This is a genomic window from Luteitalea pratensis, from assembly GCF_001618865.1.
GTDB lineage: Bacteria > Acidobacteriota > Vicinamibacteria > Vicinamibacterales > Vicinamibacteraceae > Luteitalea > Luteitalea pratensis.
In genome coordinates, this window is sequence record NZ_CP015136.1 from 2,423,480 (window position 1) to 2,444,234 (window position 20,755).

Genomic DNA, 20,755 nt, shown 5'->3' on the forward strand with positions numbered 1-20,755 from the left:
TGGCCTGGCCGCAGGCCGCCCTCGCGCCCCACAAGCGCAGTCTGCTACTCCGTGCCACGACAACGTGGCATCTGCGCCGGACCGCCGAGTCCCTCCCACGTCAGCCCTCTTCGATAGCGCGGCGTGGCATCAGTGCCAGCACCCTGCGGCACTGACCTCGCCGGGCGTATCCGAAGGCCCCCGGCTGTCGCAGCCGATGGCGGCCACCTCCGTGGCCCCGTACGTGTCAGAGTCGACGAGTCCAGGGCGACCAGCCCCGTTGACTCGCCCGGTACGGACGCAGACGTCAAGGCACGTCTCCGGCTTCTCCCTCGCGCTGCGGATCTGATCGCTTCCAGCGGTTCCTGTATGTCCCGGGCGCACGCGTGTTTCGCGAGCAGCGCGAGCGTAACCGCGTGTCCGATCCGCGGCTGGCCGAACTGGAGAGCATTCGTCATGAGCCCGGAGCACCGAGCACTTGCCTCGCAACAACTGTCACGCCGCACGTTCGTACGCGGCCTCGCCGCCGGCGGCGTCGTCGCCGCGGCGGGGGCGCTGCGCGCGCCGACGTCTGCCTGGGGCATGGCCTCACCGGCCAGCGCCGCCGTGCCGCCGCAGGTGTTGCAGGGGCGTGACTTCGATCTCGAGATTGGTCGGTCGCGTGTCGACTTCACGGGCGCCCAACGCTCTGCGATCACCGTCAACGGCTCGCTGCCCGCGCCGCTGCTGCAGTGGCGCCAGGGCGACGTGGTCACCATGCGCGTTCGCAACACGCTCGACGAGGTCGCCTCGATTCACTGGCACGGGCTCGTCCTGCCGGCGAACATGGACGGCGTCCCCGGCCTCAGCTTCGACGGCATCCCCGCGGGCGGCGGCTATACGTATCGATTCCCCGTCCTGCAGGCGGGCACGTACTGGTATCACAGCCACTCGGGCTTTCAGGAGCAGCAGGGACTCTACGGGCCGATCGTCATCCACCCACGAGATCCCGACCCCGTCTCCTACGACCGCGAGCACGTGCTGCTGCTCACCGACTGGACCGACGAGGACGCGCGGCGCGTCTTTCGCAAGCTGAAGAAGGAATCGACCTACTACAACTGGCGCCAGCGCACGCTGGTCGATCTCGTTGGCGACCTGCGCGACAAGGGCTGGTCCGAGACGATGGCGGACCGCGTGGCGTGGGGACAGATGCGGATGAGTGCCGGCGATCTCGCCGACGTGACCGGCTCCACCTACACGTACCTGCTGAACGGTACCGCGCCGGCGGGCAACTGGACCGGCCTGTTCAAGCCAGGCGAGCGGGTGCGGCTGCGCGTCATCAACGGATCGGCGATGTCGTACTTCGACGTGCGCATTCCGGGCCTGACGCTGACCGTCGTCGCTGCCGACGGCATGCCCGTGCGCCCGGTGACCGTCGATGAATTCCGCATCGCGGTCGCCGAAACCTACGACGTGATCGTCGAGCCCTCAGGCCAGGACGCCTACGCGATCGTCGCGCAGGCCATGGATCGCACGGGCATGGCCTGCGGCACGCTCGCCGTTCGTCCCGGGCTGCAGGCCAGCGTCCCTGCACTCGATCCCCGTCCGGTGCTCACAGTGGGCGACATGGGACACGGGGGGCATCAAGGGACTGGGACGAACGCTGAACGCCGAACGCCGAACGCCGAAGCAAACGTCGAACGCCGAACGCCGAACGTCGACCCGCATGCGGGCCACACGATGCCGGCCCAGGGCGCGCCCGTCGAAGCAAACGTCCGAACGCCGAACCCAGTGCAGGATCACAGGAACTCAGGAACGCAGGAAAACAAGGCGCCCGACGCTGCCGCGAAGGCCGATGCGAACGTTGACCCACACGCGGGACATGGAGCGCCGAAGCCCGACCAGCACGGTGGGCACGCGGCGATGACGATGCAGGCGCATCCCGCGAGCGAGCAGGGCAATCCGCTCGTCGACATGCAGACGATGCTGCCGGTGTCGCGCCTCGACGATCCGGGCATCGGCTTGCGTGACAACGGCCGTCGGGTGCTCACCTACGGCGATCTGCGCAGCACCTTCGAGGACCCGGACGGACGCCAGCCGACAAGGACCATCGAACTGCACCTGACCGGCCACATGGAGCGTTTCGCGTGGTCGTTCAACGGGCAGAAATTCTCCGACGCCGAACCGATCCGGCTCACCTACGGCGAGCGCGTGCGCGTCGTGCTCGTCAACGACACGATGATGACGCATCCGATCCACCTGCACGGCATGTGGAGCGACCTCGAGGACGACGAGGGGCAGTTCATGGTGCGCAAGCACACCATCGACATGCCACCGGGCACGCGGCGCACGTATCGCGTCACCGCCGACGCGTTGGGCCGGTGGGCGTATCACTGCCACATGTTGTTCCACATGGAAGCCGGGATGATGCGAGAGGTGCACGTGGTGGAGGGCGGCCAGTCATGACCGTCGCCCGCCCGCTCGCGGCGATGTCGCTCTGCCTTGTGCTGGCGGGCATCGCACGGGCACAGGATCAGGACCACAGGAGCTCAGGATCCCAGGAACACAAGGCAGAGACCGCAGGTCAGGACCGCAGGAATTCAGGAGGCCAGGAGCTCAGGAGCGCAGGAGCGCAGGAGCGCAGGAAGCACACCGCAGAAGCAGACGACGACCGACCTGCGCCGAGGGGGCACATCGAATCGGCGCCGCCGCCGGCCAGCGTAATCGTGCCGCCCTGGATCCCTGACGTCAGCGACGAGATGCGTCGCGCGGCGTTTCCGGACGTCCAGGGCCATGCGGCCCACGATCAGCGGATCAACGGCTTCGTGCTGTTCGATCAGCTCGAATGGCGTGCCGGCAATGGGCCAGGCTCGCTGTCGTGGAGCAACACGGGATGGGTCGGCGGCGACATCAATCGCGTGTGGTTCCGGACCGAGGGCGATGGCGTGGGCAGCGGCATGGACGCGGCCCGCGTGCACCTGCTGTACGGTCGAGCCGTGGCGCGCTGGTGGAACGTGGTTGCCGGTGTCCGCCAGGATCTCCAGCCCGGCGCGCAAACATGGCTGGCCGTCGGCGTGCAGGGCCTGGCGCCCGGCTTCTTCGACGTCGAGGCAACCGCGTATCTGTCCGATGAGGGCCAGACAGCGGCCCACGTCGAGGTCGGCTACGACGTGTTGATCACCAACCGGTGGGTGTTGCAGCCGGTGATGGAGATGGACGTGTACGGGAAGCCGAACGCGTCGATTGGCGTCGGCAGCGGCCTGAGCACGGGCGAGGCCGGCATCCGCCTGCGCTACCAGTTCACCCGCGAGTTCGCCCCGTATGTCGGCGTGTCGTGGCTGCGGGCGTTCGGTGGCACCGCGGACCTGGACCACGACGCGGACGTGCCCAATGGGGCGCCGCGCCTGGTCACGGGCGTGCGTGTCTGGTTCTGACTACTTCGTCGGCAGCTTCTTGAACAGGTCGCCGATCGCGTCCGAGATGGACGCGTTGCGCTGCGCATCGCTCCGCTCGAGGTTGATATTGGCCTGGATCATCCCGCGCCAGACCACGAGCTTGCGCGATTGCGAGTAGAGGTCGATGACGAGCGAGCCTCGCTCCGCGATGCTGTACGACGTTGCCACGCCCTGGAACGGCGGCAGTCCCCATTCCATCGTCGGCGCCATGAACTGGCCCATCTTCTGCGAGGCGACATCGGGTCCGATCAGGATGTAGTAGGTCGCCTTGATGTCGGCTGTCTCGAGCGGGGCCGGGGTGTACTTGCGGGCCGCGAGCTCGCGGTTGACCGAACTGACGATGGTGGGATCCCACATCAGACGCCACCGGTCGGGGTTGTTCTCGGCGACCTGCAGCATCTTGATTTCGCCCGTCGGCGCCGTCCACGCGTAGGTGAAGGGTCCCGCGAACGAGAATTTCTCGTTGATGTTGACCGAGATCTTGGCCTTGGCCGCCATCACCAGCGGAGTGGCGATCGCCACCATTCCCAGCGCCACCAGCAATCGCACGCTACGCATCATTCCCTGCCTCGATTCCCGATTCCCGATTCCCGGCACCCGGTACCCGGTACCCGGTACCCGGCACCCGGCTCTTCCCCGCTATTTGACCACGGCCGCGCTCTCAGCGCGGCACGACCTGCGTGACGACCTTGCCCTGCTGTTCCCACGCGAGCAGCGAATGCGAGGGGAAGGCGAGGAGTGCCGCGAACTTGCCGACACCGATGAGACGGCTTGCGGTGCCGCGCTGCAGGAAGATGCCGTCGGAGGTGGTCCAGGCGATGTCGAGCACCCCAGGCGAGGCCGACAGGACCGGGTCGCGCCCGAACCCGATCTGGCGTTCCGGCACGCCAGGCGTGGCGAGGAAGATGGCGTTGTCCCTGCGCCAGACGCTCGAAACGCCATCGGCGCCGACGACGACGCCACCGCCGTCCATGGGGCAGGCCTCCAGCTTCCAGGTGCCCTTCCCCTGTTTCTCGGCCGGCGTGAAACTGCGTCCGTCGGTCGAGCGGGTGACGTACAGGTCGCGCGAGCCAGCGATGTGATTGCGGAACATCACCGCCAGTCCCGCCGTCGCATCGGCCGCGACCGAGGGATGGCAGCACTGGCAGATGGTCGCGTCGGGTGACGCGTAGACGAGCGTGTCGTGACTCCACGTCGCGCCGTGGTCGCGCGACACGGCGCCATAGAGGCGCGTCCCCGTGTCCCGCAGGTCCAGCCAGGTGAGCATGACGAGTCCGTCGGGTGTCGCCGCCATGCCGTGCAACCCCTCGCGCGCGGCGCCAGGAACATCGTTGACGATCACCGGCGCCAACCAGTGCGCGCCGTCGTCGACCGAGCGATACAGCACGATGTCGCCGTCCTTGCCGCCCCCCTGGGCGCCGGCGACGACCGTGACGAGGACGGCGGTCGGGGTCACGACGACGCGTGGGCCACGGTGCATCCCCGCGGCCATGTGCCCTTCGACGCGGATGGGCGCGACCTCGTGGAAGCTGCGCCCCGCATCGGCCGACCGCAGGATCGCGACCTGCTGCTCGCGGGCCAGGACGAGGAAGGTGCGGTCGCCGTCGTGGGCCATTTGCGGTTGTTGGCCGGGCACGGCCGGGCCGACGCCGATCAGGAGCGCGAGAAGCGTGATGAGCACGCGACCATCTTAGCGTCCAGCGGCAGATGTGGCACTCGATGCCACCGTTTGGGGGAACGCCGAACGCGGAAGGCTGAACGCCGAAGGGCAAGGCCCCAGCCACGTCGACGGCTACGACCCGACGGTCGACGGCTCTGGCGCGCCAGTTGACGGCCAGCACGCCTACATCGGACGTAGCCGCCGGGCTTCCGCCTTCGCCAAGGCTTCGGCGCACGAGTCAGTCCGGCGGTCATCGTCAGGACATGGAAGGCTCGGCGGTCATTGTCAGGGCATGGAAGCTCGGTTGCCCGTCGACCTGAAGGTCGACGGCTACGTTTGGGGGAACGCCGAACGCGGAACGCGGAACGCCGAAGGGCAAGGCCCGGCCACGTCGACGGCTACGACAGAGGCCCGCCTACTCGGTGCGCGACGTGGTCTCGCGCATGGTCTTCAGAACTTCGTCCGAGGACCAACCGTTGCCGCGCCAGATCTCGACCACGCGCCCGTCCCGGCCCACCACCGCCGTCGCCAGCGTGTGATCGAGGAGCACGCCATTACGTTCGACGTGGATGGCGAACGCCCGCGTCAGGCGCTGGATCTCTGCCGGACTACCGGTGACGAACTTCCAGCGCGCCGGGTCGGCCTGCATGGCGTTGGCGTAGGCGCTGAGCACCTGGGGCTTGTCGAACGTGGGGTCGAGGGACACGGCCAGCAGCCTCGCATCGGCAAGCGCCGGGTCATTCGCGACGGCGCGCTGCACCTGCTGGAACCGTTTCACCATCAGCGGGCAGAACTCCGGCATCGGGCAGCGGGTGAAGATGAACGTGACCGCGGTGACGTGCCCCTTCAGGTCGCTCGTGGTGAAGGGCAGGGCGGCCTCGGTCAGCAGTGACACGTCCGGCAGCGCATCGCCGGGACGCAGGCGAGACGACGTGGCTTGCGGCGCGCCACGCAGGGCCGCGGCCACCCGCTCGTCGCGCCCGACCACCTGGAACGCCGTCGCACGCGCGGCGCCGTCGTCGACCCGGAGCGTGAATCGGACGCGACCGCCCGGCGTCAGGGACGGCACGGATTCGCCCGGCACCAGCGCGAACGGCATCGTCATGGCTGGCATGTAGCCCTCGATGGCCTCGTGGGACACCATCACGCGGCCAGCCGCCGGCGCGGCGGTCACCACGCCGACCACGGTGAACGTCTGTGCGGCTGGGCCCGGCGCCGCCTGTCGCGAGCGCGCCACCGCCGCCGTCATCATCATCACCACCAGCAGCACGCCGAGGAGTCGTCTGGTCGTCATGTCACGAGTCTGCCCGCGCGCGTGACCCCTGTCTTTGCGCCCGCGCAACTCCGCGTCCGCTGCCGCGGCCGCGGAATGCCGGAATGCCGCGAATGCCGGGAATGTCGAAACCCGACTCTTGTGGAGATACTCGGCCCGCTGTGGTGTAGCGGTCGACCTTGGTCGACCGTCAGTCGACGTTCGGCGCTTACGCTGCCATACCAGCCGGCGACACTCCCGACTCCCGACTCCCGACACCTGACTCCCGACTCCCGACACCTGACTCCCGACTCCCGACTCCCGGTCGAGTCGACGTACGACGTTCGGCGTTCCGGTGCCCGGCACCCGGTACCCGGTACCCGGTACCCGGTACCCGGTTCCCGATTCCCGGTGCCCGTGTTTATTGCTCTGCGACAAAGACGCGGCCGGTCACGCCGGAAAAGACTGCATCGCAGGAAGGATGTCCATGACCCGATACTTCGCTCTTCTTGCTCTCCTCATATCCACCGCGGTTGCCGGGTGTTCAGCGCCTACGGAGAAATCCGACGCCCCCGCGCCCGCGGCTACGGCTCCCTCTTCCAGCTCCAGCGCCCCCGCCAATCAGGTCCACGACGGCCGCGCCATCGAGATCACCGGCAACGACACGATGAAGTTCAGCGTGACCGAGATCGTCGCCAAGCCGGGCGAGAAGCTCAGTGTCACGCTCGTCAACATCGGGACGACGCCGAAGTTCTCCATGGGGCACAACTGGCTGCTGTTGGCGTCCGGCGTCGACATCCAGCCGTTCCTCGTAGCGTCAGCCGAGGCCGTGACCACCGACTACGTGCCGCGTGCGACCAACGGCGGCAAGATCCTCGCCGCCACGAAGCTGCTCGGCCCGAAAGAACGCGACACCGTCACGTTCACCGCGCCGACCACCCCCGGTCGCTACGAGTTCCTCTGTTCATTCCCCGGGCATTACCAGGTCGGCATGCGTGGCGTGCTGATCGTGCAGTGACCTTCATCCCAAGCAAGGACTTTCAGATGTCTACGCGCGTTACAGTCCTCGTCGGCGGCAGTCTCGCCGCCGCCCTCATGGTGACTGCCGGCTGCAACCCTCCAGGCAGCACGAAGGCCGCAAACAGCGACACCTCCGTGGCCGCGAAGTCGTTCGTCGCGCCTGGAGCGAAGGACGAGTACTACCTGTTCTACTCGGGTGGTCACTCGGGCCAGGTCTACGTCGCCGGCCTCCCGTCGATGCGACACATCTCGACGATTCCCGTCTTTGCGCCCTACCCGGCCACCGGCTACGGCTTCGACGTGGAGTCCAAGTCGATGATGGGCAAGTTCACCTGGGGAGACGTACACCACCCCGGGTTGTCGCAAAGCGACGGCAAGTACGACGGCCGCTGGCTCTTCGTCAACGACAACGCCAACAACCGCATCGCGCGCATCGACCTGCGTGACTTCAAGACGCGCCAAATCCTCGGGCCGATTCCGAACTCGAGCGGGAACCACGGCTCGTCGTTCGTGACCGAGAACAGCGAATACGTGCTTGTGGCCTCGCGCTTCTCCGTGCCCTTGCCCAAGGGCCGCTACGCCGATCCGTCCACCTACAAAACGGAATACAACGGCATGGTCAGCGGCATCAAGGTCGACCAGAAGACCGGCGAAATGAGCGTCGGCTGGCAGGTCCTGACGCCCCCGTTCAACTGGGATCTCGGATCCACTGGCAAGGGCCCGAGCTCGGGCTGGGCGTTCTGGACGTCTTACAACTCCGAGATGGCGCACGAGACGCTCGAGGCGACGGCGACGCAGGGCGAGCGCGACTACGCGGCGATCGTCAATTGGCGTGCGGCCGAACAGGCCGTCAAGGACGGCAAGGCGACGCTGATGGACGGCGTGCCGGTGATCGACCCGGCGAAGGTGCCCGGCGTGATCTACTTCCTGCCGGTGCCGAAGTCGCCGCACGGGATCGACACCGACCCGTCCGGCCGCTGGATCGCCGCGTCGGGCAAGCTGCAGCCAGTCACCAGCGTGTTCGACTTCGAGAAGATCCAGAAGGCCATCGCCGCCAAGACCTTCGATGGCGACGTGCGCGGCATCCCGGTGATCAAGCCGGAGGCCGTGCTCGAGGGTGAAGTGCCGGTGGGTCTCGGCCCGCTGCATACGCAGTACGACGGCAAGGGCAACGCGTACACGTCGCTGTACGTCGAGTCCGCAGTCGCCAAGTGGACGTTGCCGCCCTGGACCGACGCGCAGAAGAAGGACCTCAACACGATCGTGATCGACAAGATCCCGGTCCACTTCAACATCGGCCACCTCGTGGTCGGCGGCAGCGATACCAAGGAGCCCTACGGCAGGTACCTGGTCGCCATGAACAAGCTGTCCAAGGGCCGCCACGTCTCGGTTGGCCCGTCGCAGCCGGAGAGCAGCCAGTTGATCGACATCAGCGGCAACAAGATGTCGATGCTGTACGAGGCGTACACCGAACCAGAGCCGCACTTCGCGCAGATCCTGAAAGTCGACACGATCGCACCGATCGAGGTCTACCCGAAGGCAGAGAACACGGACTCCAACGCGGTGTGGGAGGCCTCGCAGGCGAGCGTGACCCGGAACGGCAACAAGGTGGAAGTGAAGATGATGGCGATTCGCAGCCGGTTCGTCCCGGACAAGATCGAGGCGCGCGCAGGTGACGAGATCACCATCCACGTGACCAACGTCGAGCAGACCACCGACATGATTCACGGCCTCGGGATCATCGAGCACGACATGAACGTCGTGGTCGACCCGGGCGAGACAAAGACGGTGAAGTTCAAGGCGGCAAAGGCCGGTGTCTTTCCCTTCTACTGCACGAACTTCTGCTCGGCGCTGCATCAGGAGATGCAGGGCTATCTCGCGGTGAAACCGTAAACAGTCTCAGGTCTCAGGTCTCAGGTCTCAGGTCTCAGGCCTCAGGCCTCAAGCCTCAAGCCTCAAGCCTCAAGCCTCAGGCATCAAGTCTCAGGTACCTCAATGAACGCGCGCCTCTCGGCCATGCATCGCATCCTGGACCGCCCGGTGAATTTCGCCGGGCGGGGCCTCCTGCTTGTGGGGATCATCGTGCTGCTCGCCGGGGCGGCGCTGCCGCTCTGGCGCATCAGCTTGGTCGCACCGCAGTACGCCGAGGGGCTGACCCTCGACATGTACGCGTACCAGATCGTGGCGGGCAACGCTGGCCAGGACCTGGCCGAGATCAACACGCTGAATCACTACATCGGAATGAAGCCGATTGTGCAGGCCGACTTCCTCGAGATGAAGGTGATGCCGTTTGCGCTCGGCGTGTTCGCACTGTTGGGCCTGCGCGCCGTGGTCGTCGGCCGCATCATGGGCCTCGTCGACCTGGCGGTGCTCTTTTCCTACTTCGGGGCGTTCTCGCTGGCCAGCTTCGCCTATCGGCTGTACAGCTACGGCCATCATCTCGATCCGCACGCGCCGATGAAGATCACGCCGTTCATGCCGGTCGTGATCGGCTCGCAGCAGATCGCCAACTTCGTCCAGACCAGCCTGCCGCTGGCCGGCACGTTCTGCATGGCCGGCTTCGTGCTGCTGCTCGTCGCAGCGCTGTGGACCTCCATCCGCGAAGCGCGAAGGGACCAGCGGTGAAGGTCCAACTGCTCGCCGTCGCATTGCTCGTCGTCGCCGGGCTGGGACAGCGCGGCGCTACCGTCGGACACCCCGGCGCCGCCCATGGGCGATCCTCGAATACCGAGTCTCGACTCCCGACGCCCGACTCCCGACGCCCGACTCCCGATTCCCGTCAAGGCACTGATCGCACCTCCTGGCTGATGCAGCGCCTCGCGGAGGCACCCGCTGGAGCCGAAATCGCAGTGCCGGCGGGCAAGTATCGGGGCCCGTTCGTGATCGAACGTGCGATGCGCCTGCACGGCGATGCCGGCGCGCACCTCGTGGGCGATGGCGTGACGCACACCATCGCCGTGCGTGCGGCCGACGTCACCATCGACGGTTTCGAGATCAGCGGCTCCGGTCTCGACCTCGGCAAGGACCACGCGGCCGTGCACGTCTCGGGCGACCGCGCAGTGATCGTCAACAACCGCATTCACGATGCCTTGCACGGCGTGTACGTGCGCCAGGCCAACGGCGTCCGCATCGAGGGCAACACCATCCTCGGCACGCGCACCGTGCTGCAGCCCATCGACCCGTTCTCGTCGGCGCCCAAGCCCTCCGAGGGCGAGTTGTGCGAAGTGTCGCTCAACCAGAATCAGCGCGGCAACGGGATCCACATCTGGAACTCGTCAGGGCACGTGGTGGCGCGAAACACCATCCGTGACACGCGCGACGGTGTGTACTTCTCGTTCGTCGATCGCACCGAGGTGCGCGACAACGAGATCGAGGGCGTCCGCTACGGCCTGCACTACATGTACTCGGACGACAACCGTTTCGAGGGCAACGTGTTCCGCGACAATGCGGCAGGTGCGGCGCTCATGAACTCGAAGGGCATCGTCCTGCGCCACAACCGGTTTCTCGCCAACCAGGGCCATCGCTCGTACGGGATCCTGTTGCAGACGGTCGATAGCACCACGCTCGAGGCCAACGAGATCGTCGGCAACACCGTCGGCGTGTTCTTCGAGAGTGGCCACGGCAATCGGCTTCTCGACAACACGATTGCGCGCAACCACATCGGCATCCATGCCTCGGACAGCTCCGACGGCAATGACTTCGCGGGGAACCGCTTCACCGGCAACCTGCACACGGTGGAAACCACCGGCGGCAACCTGACCAGCCGTTGGGCCATCGATGGGCGCGGCAACTACTGGGAAGGCGCGGTCATGCTCGATCTCGATCGTGACGGCATCGCCGACGTGCCCCATCGCGAACTCGATCTCTTCGGGAAGCTCCGGCGTGAGTTCCCGGTCATCGGCCTGCTAGCCGGCAGCCCCGGCGAACGGCTCCTGCGTTTCGTCCACGCGCGCATCGCGCTCCCGGGCTTGCCCGGGGTCCACGATCCCGCGCCGCTCGTCCAACCCACACGGCCATGATCACCATCAACGGACTGTCCAAGTCGTACGGGCGCCAGCGCGTCCTCGATGCTCTCGAGCTCGATGCTCGCCCGGGCGAGGTCACCCTGCTCGTCGGTGCCAATGGCAGCGGCAAGACGACGACGCTGCGCCAGTTGTGCGGGTTGTCGTCGCCAGACGCCGGGCGCATCGTGATTGGAGGCGCCGATCTCGCGACCGCCCGCATGGCCGCGCTCGGGCAATTGTCGTTCCTGCCGCAGTCGCCCCGCTTCCACGCGCGACTCACCGCCGGCGAAATCCTCGAGTTCTACGCGCGCCTTCGCGGGCTGCCGGCATCGCGCATCGCGGCGGTGCAGGAGCACTGGCAACTGCAGGAGGTGCGCGGGCACGCCACCGGGAAGTTGTCCGGTGGAACGCGGCAACGGCTCGCTCTTGCGGTGCTCTCGTTGCCGGACGCACCGGTGCTGTTGCTCGACGAGCCCGGTCTGAGCCTGGATCCGGACTGGCGGCGCTTCCTGCACGCGGAACTCCATGCAGCCGCGCGTCGCGGCGCCACCGTGCTGGTCGCCACGCACCTGCTCGGCGAGTGGGACGGCCAGGCCGATCGTTGCCTCGTGCTCGAGGGCGGCCGTGTCACCCGCGAATTGCCCTCCTCGCGCCTGCGTGAGGCCTTTCCCTTCTCCCTGCCGCATCCCGTGCTCGCGCACGCGGTGTGATGGAGGTGTCGATGTCTTCCGGGGCTCACTTCATGACGCTTCACGCCGCGTTCGGCCGCGAGATCGCGGAGCAGCGCCTCAACCGCTTCCTCCACGTCCACCTTGCCCTGTGCGCACTCGTCGGCAGCCTGCCGCTCTTCACGCCGGACGCGGCGGAGCAGTCGGCGGCGGCGTGGGTACTGCAGGCCGTCCTGTACTGCCTGTCGCTCTCGTCGTTGCTGCTCGGCCTGAGTGCCGCGCAAGGCGACGCCGACGAGTTCCCCCTCCTCTTCACGCAGCCGGTCTCGCGTGCGGTGTGGCTGGCCGGCAAGGCCGCGGCGTTGATCTCCATCCTCGCCCCGGCGTCGCTGCTGTTGGTGCTCCCCACAGTGCTCACCAACGGCATCTCGACTTCGCTCGGCATGGTTGTCGCAGCCGCGGCGGGTGTGTGCATCGTGCTCGCGCTGATCGGCCTCGCGGTCGGCTTCTGGGTGCGCGATCACGTGCGTGGCCTGTTGTTCGCACTGGCCCTCTGGTTCTGCCTCTTGTTCGGCATGGACCTCGTACTGCTCGCGTTGTCTGGCGCACCGTGGGTGCAGGAGCACGCGTCTGCCTGGGTGCTGCCGCTGATGCTCAACCCGCTGTCGGCGCTGCGCGTGACGATGATCTTCAGCCTGGAGCAGACCGCGCCTGCCGGGATCGGCAGCGGCTTGCTGGCGGGGTGGTGGCTCCGACACGGCCGACTGTGGCTCGGCCTGATGCTCTCGGCGTGGGCGACGGTCACGTTTGTCGCCGGCGTTGCAGGGGCCAGACGCCGGCTTGATCTCTAGGAAACGGGCACCGGGTACCGGGTTCCGGGCACCGGGACGGGCTGCAGCCTACGGCCTGAGTCCTGAGACTTGAGACGCGGGAGGCGGGAGCCTACGGCCTACAGGCTGCATGTAGGCTGCAGGCTGCAGGCCGTAGCCTCCCGAGGCTACACTTCCGCCCATGCGTGCCTTGCTGCTGCTCGCGCTCGCCCTGCTCGTCCAGACGCCGGCCGTCTCCGTGATCCAGGATGGCGATGCGCATGGCGATCCGCCGTTCATGCTCGAGGACGGATGGGAACCGCTGCTCGACGGCGCGTCGCTCGCCGGGTGGCGGGCCTGCGATCGGAATGCGACCAACGAGTGGCGGCCGGTTCGCGCGATTCGTTACGAGCGCATCCTGGGCCCGACGCAACTGGCTGGTCGGGGCACGGGAGGTGGCGTCATCCTGAATGGGCCCACCGGCAAGACAGCGAATCTCTGCACGACGCGCGCGTTCGGCGACATCGAGTTGTACCTCGAGTTCATGCTCCCCAAGGGCTCGAACTCGGGCGTCTACCTGCAGGGGCTGTACGAGATGCAGATCCTCGACAGTTGGGGCAACACCGAACCCGCGACATCGTCGGACCTCGGCGGCATCTATCACCAGTGGATCGACAACCGGGGCGTCGGCGGCTCCGCGCCGCGCGTGAACGCGGCCCGGCGGCCCGGCGAATGGCAGTCCTACCAGGCGTGGTTCCGTGCGCCGCGCTTCGATGGCGCCGGCAAGAAGATCGAGCCGGCGCGTTTCCTGCGCGTGCTGCTGAATGGACAACTGGTGCAGAGTGACGTGGACGTGGCCGGACCGACGCGCTCGGCCCTCGACCTGCCGGAAGCCGCCGCCCATCCGCTCATGCTCCAGGGAGATCATGGCGCGGTCGCGTTCCGCAACATCCACGTCCGGGCCCTGCGGCCGATTCTCGTCAGGTAGGGGCCAATCAGCCTGCAGCCTGCGGCCTACAGGCTAGCGCCACGTCTCACGTCTCAAGTCTCAGGCAAGTGCTTGAGACCTGAGACCTGAGACCTGAAACCTGAAACCTGAGACCGTTCGGCCTACGCGAGGACTTCCCGCGGAATCTCGCGAATGCGGCGGATCGCGATCGCGCGGTAGAACACCTCCGCGGCTTCGGACTGGAACTGCAGCTTGCCGCGCGTGAGCGGTACCTCGCCGTCGCCTGTCTTCTGCCGCAGTCCCGTGAGCACCACCATCGTCTGGCCGTTGACGACGTGGACGCTGGTCTGGCCCAGACAATACAGGTCGAGTGTGTTCCACTCGCCGAGGGGCCGCTCGACGGTCGCCGCCTTGATGACGCGCCTGGTGCTGCCGACGACTTTCGCCGCCGTCGGCACGTAGCGCAGGTCGCCCTTCGGGTTGGCGGGATCGGTCGGCGTCGCCGTCACGTCGACGATGACGCCCGCGAGACTGTAGAAGTCGCCGACATCGGCTTCCTGGATCTGGAACTCGAACGACCGCATCCAGAAGCCGTAGCTCGCCCCGAGCGACCCGACCGAGTGGTAACAGCATCCGGTGTCGCGGGGCGCGTCCGGCCGGGGCGGCCAGCGCCGCGTGCCCCAGCGGAACTGGAACTGCAAGTGGTAGTTGTCGTACTCGGTCCGCGTGATCAACGCCCCGTAGGTCTCGCCCGAGATGCGAATAGCTGGCGCGCCATCGATGTCGACCACCGAAAACACGCCGCGCGGATCGCGGTTGAAACCGACGGCCTCCGTGTAGGTACCGTCGGGCCGCCGCGCAACCCCCGGCATGTCCGTGGTCGCGTGTGGCTTGCCGAGAAACGTGTCCCAGCCCGAGAGATCGCGACCGTTGAAGAGGGGCGCCCATTCGTCCTGCACGGCGCCGGTCGCCACCTGCGCCCAAGGGACGACGCAGGACGCCGCGAGCAGGCCGAGGACGGTGCGGCGGCGGGTGTTCACTCGTCCTCCGCGCCTCCGACCCGTTCGAGTTTCTCCAGCGATCGCAGCAGCAGCAACCGTTTGCGTGTCTCGATCAGGCCCATGGACTCCCACTTCGTCAGCGTCCGGCTGACGGTATAGAGCGTCGTCCCCGTCAGGTCGGCGAATTCCTGGCGGGTGAGTCGCTGCGTGATCAGCACGCCATCTGGAGTCGGACGGCCGCATTGCCGTGCCAGGCGCAGCAGGGTATGCGCGAGACGCTCGTCGACGCGGGCTGTCGTCAGTTCGCGCACACGTGTCAGCAGGTGCGTCATGTGCGACGCCATCTCGCGCATGATGTTGACCCGCACCTGCGGCGTGACGCCGAGCAGGTCGGCGACTGTCTCGCGTGACCAGGTGCGAACGACCGACGGTTGCACCGCGACTGCGGTCACGGGGTAGGGCGCGTCGCTCAGGGCCACGACACCGCCGAACGGCTCGCCCGGGACGACGAAGCGCATGATGAGCTCGGTACCCTCGGCCGTCAGCTGGAGCAATTTCAGGAAGCCAGACTCGAGGACGTAGAACGAGCGAGCCGGCTCGCCCTGACGAGCCACCGTCTGCCCGCGAGCGAACGTCGCTGTCGTTCCCCGGTCGAGCCAACACGCCCGCTCGGCGTCGGTGAGCCCGTCGAACACACGCGAACGGAGCAGGGACGCGGCGATTGGCATTGGCGACACTTTAGCGCTTAACCCCTGACGCATGACGCGTACGGCCTTGCGGGCTGCTGCCTTCGGGCACAGGCCTCAGGTCTCACGTCTCAAGGAACCAGCTCCGGCTGCTGCCTGCCGACTACCGGATCACGGGTCTGAAGTCTCGGGACGCACGTCTCAAGCGACCAGTTCGGCCCTACACCAGCTCGCTACCACCGAACGCGCATCTCAAAGGGACTGGCTCAAGCGCAGGAACGTCCTGTGCAAGCCTGAGACCTGAGACCTGAGACCTGAGACCTGAGACCTGAGACCTGGGACTTGAGACCTGAGACCTGAGACCTGAGACCTGAGACCTGAGACCTGAGACTTGAGACGCCGGGCACCCGGCACCCGGCACCCGTTTCTTTGCGCTTGCGCAACGACGCGCCGGGTGGGGGTCGGTAATCTAGCCCCAGACATTGCGCTGACCGGTGTTCACCCCGCGGCACGTCGCGGCGGTGGACACGGGTCCCGTCCGAGGGACTGCTCCGATGCTCATCACCGCCGAATCCACTGTCGCCGACATCGCGACTCACGCGCCCGCCACGATCACCGTGTTCCAGCGGCACCACATCGACTTCTGCTGTGGCGGCAAATCGCCACTGGCCGACGTGTGCGCTGAACGTCACATCGACACCGATGCCCTGGTGGCCGAACTCGAGGCGGTCGCCATGCCGCAGAACGATGGCCCGTCGTGGGCAGACGCGACACTGACGGCCCTCGTGGCGCACATCCAGCGCCGCTATCACGAGCACCTGCGGCAGGAGTTGCCGCGGCTCGACGCCATGCTCGAAAAGGTCGTGAGCCGCCATGGCCATCACCTGCCGGAAGTGTTGCTGCCCCTGCAGGAGACGTTTCTCTTCCTGCAGCGCGACCTGCTCGATCACATGCAACGCGAGGACGTCGTGCTCTTCCCGTTGATCGTGTCACTCGAGTCCAGGCAGCCGCTATCGGACCCGCAGGCCGCGAAATGGATCGGCGCGCCCATCGCCGCGATGGAGGCCGAGCACAATCAGGCCGGCGGCGCCCTGCAGACCATGCGTGAGCTGACGGGCGGCTATGCGCCACCGGATTGGGCCTGTCCGACCTTCCGCGGCCTCTACTACGGCCTGGCGCAACTCGAGGCGGACATGCACGTCCACGTCCACCTCGAGAACCACATCCTCTTCCCACGGGCCGCGCAGCTGGCGACACAGCTCACTGGCGCCTGACGGGTACGTTTCGCCCTTGAGGCTTGAGGCTTGAGGCTTGAGGCTTGAGGATTGAGGCTTGAGGCTTGAGGCTTGAAGTACGTAGCCGCCGACCTTCAGGTCGGCGGATCGCCTGCGTCGACCTGAAGGTCGACGCCTACGTGCGCTTCGTCTGTAGCCTGCAGGCTGTAGGCTGGAGGCTAGTAGCGTCCGTAAATCTCGAGCGCCTTGAGCATCGACTTCTCGCGCTGGATGATCGGCACCATCTTCGATTCGCGTGCGTCGTAGTCCTTGAGCAGCGCGATCACCTGGTCGGCCACTGCGCCCTGCGGCACGACCACCACGCCATCCGCGTCGCCGACGATGTAGTCACCGGGGTTGACCATCACGTCGGCGCAGCGGACGGGCGTCTGTTTCGAGACGCTCACCATGCGCCCGACAGAAGTGGCGGGGCTGACGCGCCGCGAGAAGACCTGGTGCCCGATCGCCCGGAGTTCGGTCACATCGCGCACCGCGCCGTCGATGACCGTCCCCTCGAGGCCACGCACCTTGGCCGTCGTCGCCATCAGGTTTCCCATCGCGGCGATCTCGAGGCCGTCCTGCATCACGTAGACGAGCACGCTGCCGGCCGGCGCCTCGTCGAGGACCTGCAGCAGGTAGTTGGGATACGGGCGCGTGTCGCTCTTGAGCACCGGCCGCATCACGGCGGTCCATGCGCGCCCGACGATCTTGCCGGCGCTGATCGGCTTCATGTCCGGCGACATCCATCCACGGGCGCCGCTGGCCGCCTCGACGGCGTCGGCGATGTTGCCCGTGCTGTTCTCCGGCCTCCGCAGCGCTGAGATTACGGCCTCCGGCGATTGGGTCGGGGCCGGCGGGGCAGCGGCGGACGTGCCAGCTGCGGGCGCTGGCGCTTGCGTCGCCGCAGCCTGCGGTGACGAGGGAGCGGTGAGCACGGGAGCGGCCACCGCGGCGAGGGCGACCATGACGGCGGCGGTAAGCGAACGAGTGGACATGAAGCGAGCCTCCTGGCGCCTTGTGCTATAACACGCGGCCATCGGTCTGGCCATGGCGGGCGGCGGCGCCGCACGGCGCGCGCGTCAGCTCGGCGCCTGCCTCGCGGCAGGTTGCCGGCCTCGTGGCCGGCCGTTCAGGAGAGCCGCGTTGTCCACTTCCACTCGTCTGCGAAACCTGTTGCTCGTCTCCCTCGCGGGCGCGGCGGCGCTGTGCGCGTCGCCCGCCGCCGCCCAGCCCTACACCATCCTCATCAAGGGCGGCCATGTCATCGACCCGAAGAACGGGCGCGACGGCGTCATGGACGTGGCCATCGCCGACGGCAAGATCGCCGAGGTCGCCCGGTCGATCGACCCGGCAAAGGCCCGCAAGGTCGTCGATGCCGCCGGCCTGTACGTCGTCCCCGGGCTCATCGACCTGCACGCGCACGTCTTTCTTGGCACCGAACCGGACGCGTACCTCAGCAACGGATTCGTGGCCGTGGCGCCCGACAGCCACTCCTTCCGCAGCGGCCAGACGACGCTGGTGGACGTGGGTGGGGCGGGCTGGCGCAACTTCGGCCAGTTCAAGACCAACATCATCGACACCTCGAAGACCCGTGTCCTCTCCTTCCTCAACATCGTCGGATCGGGGATGAAGGGCGGCCCGCTGGAGCAGAACCTGGCCGACATGGACGCCAGGCTCACGGCAATGCGCATCCGCCAGCACCCGGGCGTCATCGTCGGCATCAAGGTCGCGCACTACAGCGGGCCGGAGTGGGATCCGGTCGACCGCGCCGTGCAGGCCGGCACCGAGGCCAACGTGCCGGTGATGGTCGACTTCGGTGGCCACAACCCGCCGCTGTCGCTCGACGATCTGCTCAACAAGCACCTGCGCCCCGGCGACATCCTGACGCACATGTACGCGCACGTGCGTGGACGCTACCCGATCGTCAACGAACAGGGGCAGGTCGAGCCGTACGTCGTCGCTGCCCGCAAGCGCGGCGTGATCTTCGACGTCGGCCACGGCGGCGGCAGCTTCCTCTGGCGCCAGGCCGTGCCGGCTACCAAGCAGGGCTTCTATCCTGACGTGATCAGCACCGACCTGCACACCGGCAGCCAGAACGCCGGCATGAAGGACATCCTCAACACGATGTCGAAGCTGCTGAACCTGGGGATGCCCGTGAAGGACGTCGTCACGGCCAACACCGCGAAGGCCGCGGCGATCATCAAGCGGGACGACCTCGGGCACCTCGGGGTAGGAACGGAAGCAGACGTCGCCGTGCTCGCCGTGCGCAAGGGCGAATTCGGGTTCATCGATACGGCCGGTGGCCGCATGATGGGGAGCCAGAAGCTCGAATGCGAACTGACGATCCGGGCTGGTCAGGTCGTGTGGGATCTCAACGGCCGCGCGGCGACCGACTGGACGACGATGCCGGCGGTGCCGCAGGGCGGCACGGAAAGACCGGCTCGGCGCACGTCACAGGAACAGCAGTGACGTGCGCCGAACAGTGATAATGCCGGGATGCCGGAATGCCGAATGCCGAATGTCGAAGGTCAAGCCACTGTCGACGTCGGAGGTCGCCCGCGCGTAGCCGTCGGACTTTGTCCGACGGTCAGCCTCGATTTGCGCTCGGGCGATGACGGCCGGACAAAGTCCGGCCGCTACACCCGCTGGATGAGTGACGGTTGGCGGTCGATCACGGTCTGCCGGACAAAGTCCGGCAGCTACGCCGCGCTTGCGGCCCTCGCGGCGGTCCTCCTGCTGGCGGCGCCTGTCCTGTCGCAACCGGCGCCGCGACCACTGCCCACGCCCCCTCGGCCAGCCGCGCCGCGCCAGGTGACGCCGGAGCCGGCACCACCGGCCGCGCCGGCGCCCGCCGTGCGCCGAACGGTCACGCCGACCGGCGCACCCACAGGCCGCCCGTACTCACCCGGCGTGATGGTGGGGCAGTCGCTCTACATCTCGGGACAACTCGGTCTGCCGGGGACCGGCGCCACGCCAGCGGCGATGGACCTGCAGGCGCGCCAGGCGATGGACGGCGTCGGTGCGGTGCTCAAGGCCGCCGGTCTCGGCTTCGAGCATCTCGTCAAGTGCCACGTCTACCTCGCGAACATGGACGACTACGTGGCCATGAACGCGGCCTATGCCTCCTACTTCACGGAACGTGTCCCCGCACGGACGACGGTGCAGGCGGTGGCGCTGCCCTCGACCGCTGGTATCGAGGTGTCGTGCATCGCATACTCGGATCTCGCCGGCATCACGGTGGTGCATCCACCCGCCGGCTCGTTGCCGACGCCGTTGGGTCCGTACTCACCCGCGGTCTGGGCGGGCGACACGCTGTACCTCTCGGGCATGGGCGGCCAGGATCCCGCCACGAAGACAGTGAGCGACGCGGTCGAGGGACAGGTCACGCAAACCGTTGCCAACGTCACGACGACACTGAAGGCGGCAGGGCTGTCGCTCACCGATGCAGTGGCAGTGCAGGCCTACGCCACTCGCGGTGACGAAGCGACGGCCCTCGCGTCGTCGCTCACCGATGCACTCGGGCGCGCGCAAGGATCGCCTGCGCGTGGCCTGGTGGTGTTGCCGCGACTGCCGGGCCAGATTCGCGCGGAACTGACGTTCGTCGCGGTGAAGCCGGCGGTGGCGAGGCGTACCACCATGCAGCAGATGAATGACGTGAGCGCCGAGTCGACGCAAGTGGGACCGGTCCTGTACGCGGCGCCACGGCCCGGTGCGACGGGCGACGACGTGACGACACAGGCACGGGCGGCATTCAGGGCGCTGCAACAGAGCGTGAAGATGGCCGGATTCGATTGGCGCGACGTCGCCGTCGTCCATGTGTACCTGACCGACATCGCCGATCTGCCGCGTACCAATACGGTGTTCGCCGAACTGTTTCCAACCGACCCGCCGGCGCGTGTCACCATTCAGGTGCACCCGCAGGGCAAGGAACGCATTCGCCTGGGACTGGTGGCCGCGAAGTAGCAAAACAGGCCTGCAGCCTGCAGCCTGCGGCCTACGGCTTACGGTGTACGGCCTAG

18 protein-coding genes are annotated in these 20,755 nt (G+C 67.4%); 12 read left to right on the plus strand and 6 right to left on the minus strand.

Translation table 11 applies throughout. From position 1 onward, the window contains the following. The first annotated feature begins 435 nt into the window (after positions 1-435). Positions 436-2,424 carry a copper resistance system multicopper oxidase gene (locus LuPra_RS09955; protein ID WP_110170606.1) on the plus strand — a complete coding sequence of 663 codons (1,989 nt, stop codon included), beginning with the start codon at positions 436-438 and terminating at the stop codon, positions 2,422-2,424. 260 nt (positions 2,425-2,684) lie between these two features. Next, on the plus strand, positions 2,685-3,392 hold the full coding sequence (locus tag LuPra_RS09960; protein WP_157898961.1) for a copper resistance protein B: 708 nt from the start codon (positions 2,685-2,687) through the stop codon (positions 3,390-3,392). Here LuPra_RS09960 and LuPra_RS09965 read toward each other — a convergent pair whose 3' ends face one another. The 3 genes from LuPra_RS09965 to LuPra_RS09975 all read right to left on the minus strand — a co-directional run bounded on the left by LuPra_RS09965 (position 3,393) and on the right by LuPra_RS09975 (position 6,367). Next, entirely contained in the window at positions 3,393-3,962 is a 570-nt protein-coding gene (locus LuPra_RS09965) for a DUF4136 domain-containing protein (protein ID WP_157898962.1), read from the minus strand. Positions 3,963-4,074: 112 nt separating this feature from the next. After that, positions 4,075-5,094 (minus strand): sialidase family protein, encoded by a 1,020-nt coding sequence (locus tag LuPra_RS09970; RefSeq protein WP_110170609.1) that lies wholly within the window; start codon positions 5,092-5,094, stop codon positions 4,075-4,077. A gap of 394 nt (positions 5,095-5,488) precedes the next feature. Next, positions 5,489-6,367 (minus strand): SCO family protein, encoded by an 879-nt coding sequence (locus LuPra_RS09975; protein ID WP_110170610.1) that lies wholly within the window; start codon positions 6,365-6,367, stop codon positions 5,489-5,491. Between the two features lie 445 nt (positions 6,368-6,812). Between LuPra_RS09975 and LuPra_RS09980 the strand changes: the two genes are divergently transcribed. The 7 genes from LuPra_RS09980 to LuPra_RS10010 all read left to right on the plus strand — a co-directional run bounded on the left by LuPra_RS09980 (position 6,813) and on the right by LuPra_RS10010 (position 13,814). Continuing rightward, positions 6,813-7,343, plus strand: coding sequence for a plastocyanin/azurin family copper-binding protein (locus LuPra_RS09980; RefSeq protein ID WP_234800810.1), 531 nt, complete (start codon positions 6,813-6,815; stop codon positions 7,341-7,343). Positions 7,344-7,369: 26 nt separating this feature from the next. Further along, positions 7,370-9,238 carry a Sec-dependent nitrous-oxide reductase gene (gene nosZ, locus LuPra_RS09985; protein WP_110174615.1) on the plus strand — a complete coding sequence of 623 codons (1,869 nt, stop codon included), beginning with the start codon at positions 7,370-7,372 and terminating at the stop codon, positions 9,236-9,238. Positions 9,239-9,340: 102 nt separating this feature from the next. Continuing rightward, on the plus strand, positions 9,341-9,970 hold the full coding sequence (locus LuPra_RS09990) for a hypothetical protein (RefSeq protein ID WP_110170612.1): 630 nt from the start codon (positions 9,341-9,343) through the stop codon (positions 9,968-9,970). Continuing rightward, positions 9,967-11,364 carry a NosD domain-containing protein gene (locus tag LuPra_RS09995; protein ID WP_157898963.1) on the plus strand — a complete coding sequence of 466 codons (1,398 nt, stop codon included), beginning with the start codon at positions 9,967-9,969 and terminating at the stop codon, positions 11,362-11,364. The genes LuPra_RS09990 and LuPra_RS09995 overlap by 4 nt, the downstream gene beginning before the upstream one ends. After that, positions 11,361-12,059 (plus strand): ABC transporter ATP-binding protein, encoded by a 699-nt coding sequence (locus LuPra_RS10000; RefSeq protein WP_110170614.1) that lies wholly within the window; start codon positions 11,361-11,363, stop codon positions 12,057-12,059. Before LuPra_RS09995 ends, LuPra_RS10000 begins: the two co-directional genes overlap by 4 nt. Positions 12,060-12,091: 32 nt before the next feature. After that, on the plus strand, positions 12,092-12,868 hold the full coding sequence (locus tag LuPra_RS10005; RefSeq protein WP_234800811.1) for a hypothetical protein: 777 nt from the start codon (positions 12,092-12,094) through the stop codon (positions 12,866-12,868). Positions 12,869-13,028: 160 nt separating this feature from the next. After that, positions 13,029-13,814, plus strand: coding sequence for a 3-keto-disaccharide hydrolase (locus LuPra_RS10010; protein ID WP_110170616.1), 786 nt, complete (start codon positions 13,029-13,031; stop codon positions 13,812-13,814). 122 nt (positions 13,815-13,936) lie between these two features. On the opposite strand, the gene LuPra_RS10015 is transcribed toward LuPra_RS10010, so the two are convergent. Together LuPra_RS10015 and LuPra_RS10020 are read right to left on the minus strand one after the other, a co-directional pair. Further along, positions 13,937-14,815 carry a 3-keto-disaccharide hydrolase gene (locus LuPra_RS10015; RefSeq protein ID WP_157898964.1) on the minus strand — a complete coding sequence of 293 codons (879 nt, stop codon included), beginning with the start codon at positions 14,813-14,815 and terminating at the stop codon, positions 13,937-13,939. Further along, entirely contained in the window at positions 14,812-15,504 is a 693-nt protein-coding gene (locus LuPra_RS10020; protein ID WP_162271347.1) for a Crp/Fnr family transcriptional regulator, read from the minus strand. Before LuPra_RS10020 ends, LuPra_RS10015 begins: the two co-directional genes overlap by 4 nt. A 512-nt stretch (positions 15,505-16,016) precedes the next feature. Here LuPra_RS10020 and ric point away from each other — a divergent pair. After that, on the plus strand, positions 16,017-16,736 hold the full coding sequence (ric, locus tag LuPra_RS10025; RefSeq protein WP_110170619.1) for an iron-sulfur cluster repair di-iron protein: 720 nt from the start codon (positions 16,017-16,019) through the stop codon (positions 16,734-16,736). 179 nt (positions 16,737-16,915) lie between these two features. Here ric and LuPra_RS10030 read toward each other — a convergent pair whose 3' ends face one another. Continuing rightward, entirely contained in the window at positions 16,916-17,731 is an 816-nt protein-coding gene (locus tag LuPra_RS10030) for an RraA family protein (RefSeq protein ID WP_157898965.1), read from the minus strand. Between the two features lie 148 nt (positions 17,732-17,879). Here LuPra_RS10030 and LuPra_RS10035 point away from each other — a divergent pair, with 148 nt between their 5' ends. Both LuPra_RS10035 and LuPra_RS10040 read left to right on the plus strand, forming a co-directional pair. Then, positions 17,880-19,205 (plus strand): amidohydrolase/deacetylase family metallohydrolase, encoded by a 1,326-nt coding sequence (locus LuPra_RS10035; protein WP_237050888.1) that lies wholly within the window; start codon positions 17,880-17,882, stop codon positions 19,203-19,205. A 180-nt stretch (positions 19,206-19,385) separates the two neighbouring features. After that, positions 19,386-20,699, plus strand: a complete 1,314-nt coding sequence (locus LuPra_RS10040) for a RidA family protein (protein ID WP_157898966.1) — start codon at positions 19,386-19,388, stop codon at positions 20,697-20,699. The last annotated feature ends 56 nt before the right edge of the window (positions 20,700-20,755 follow it).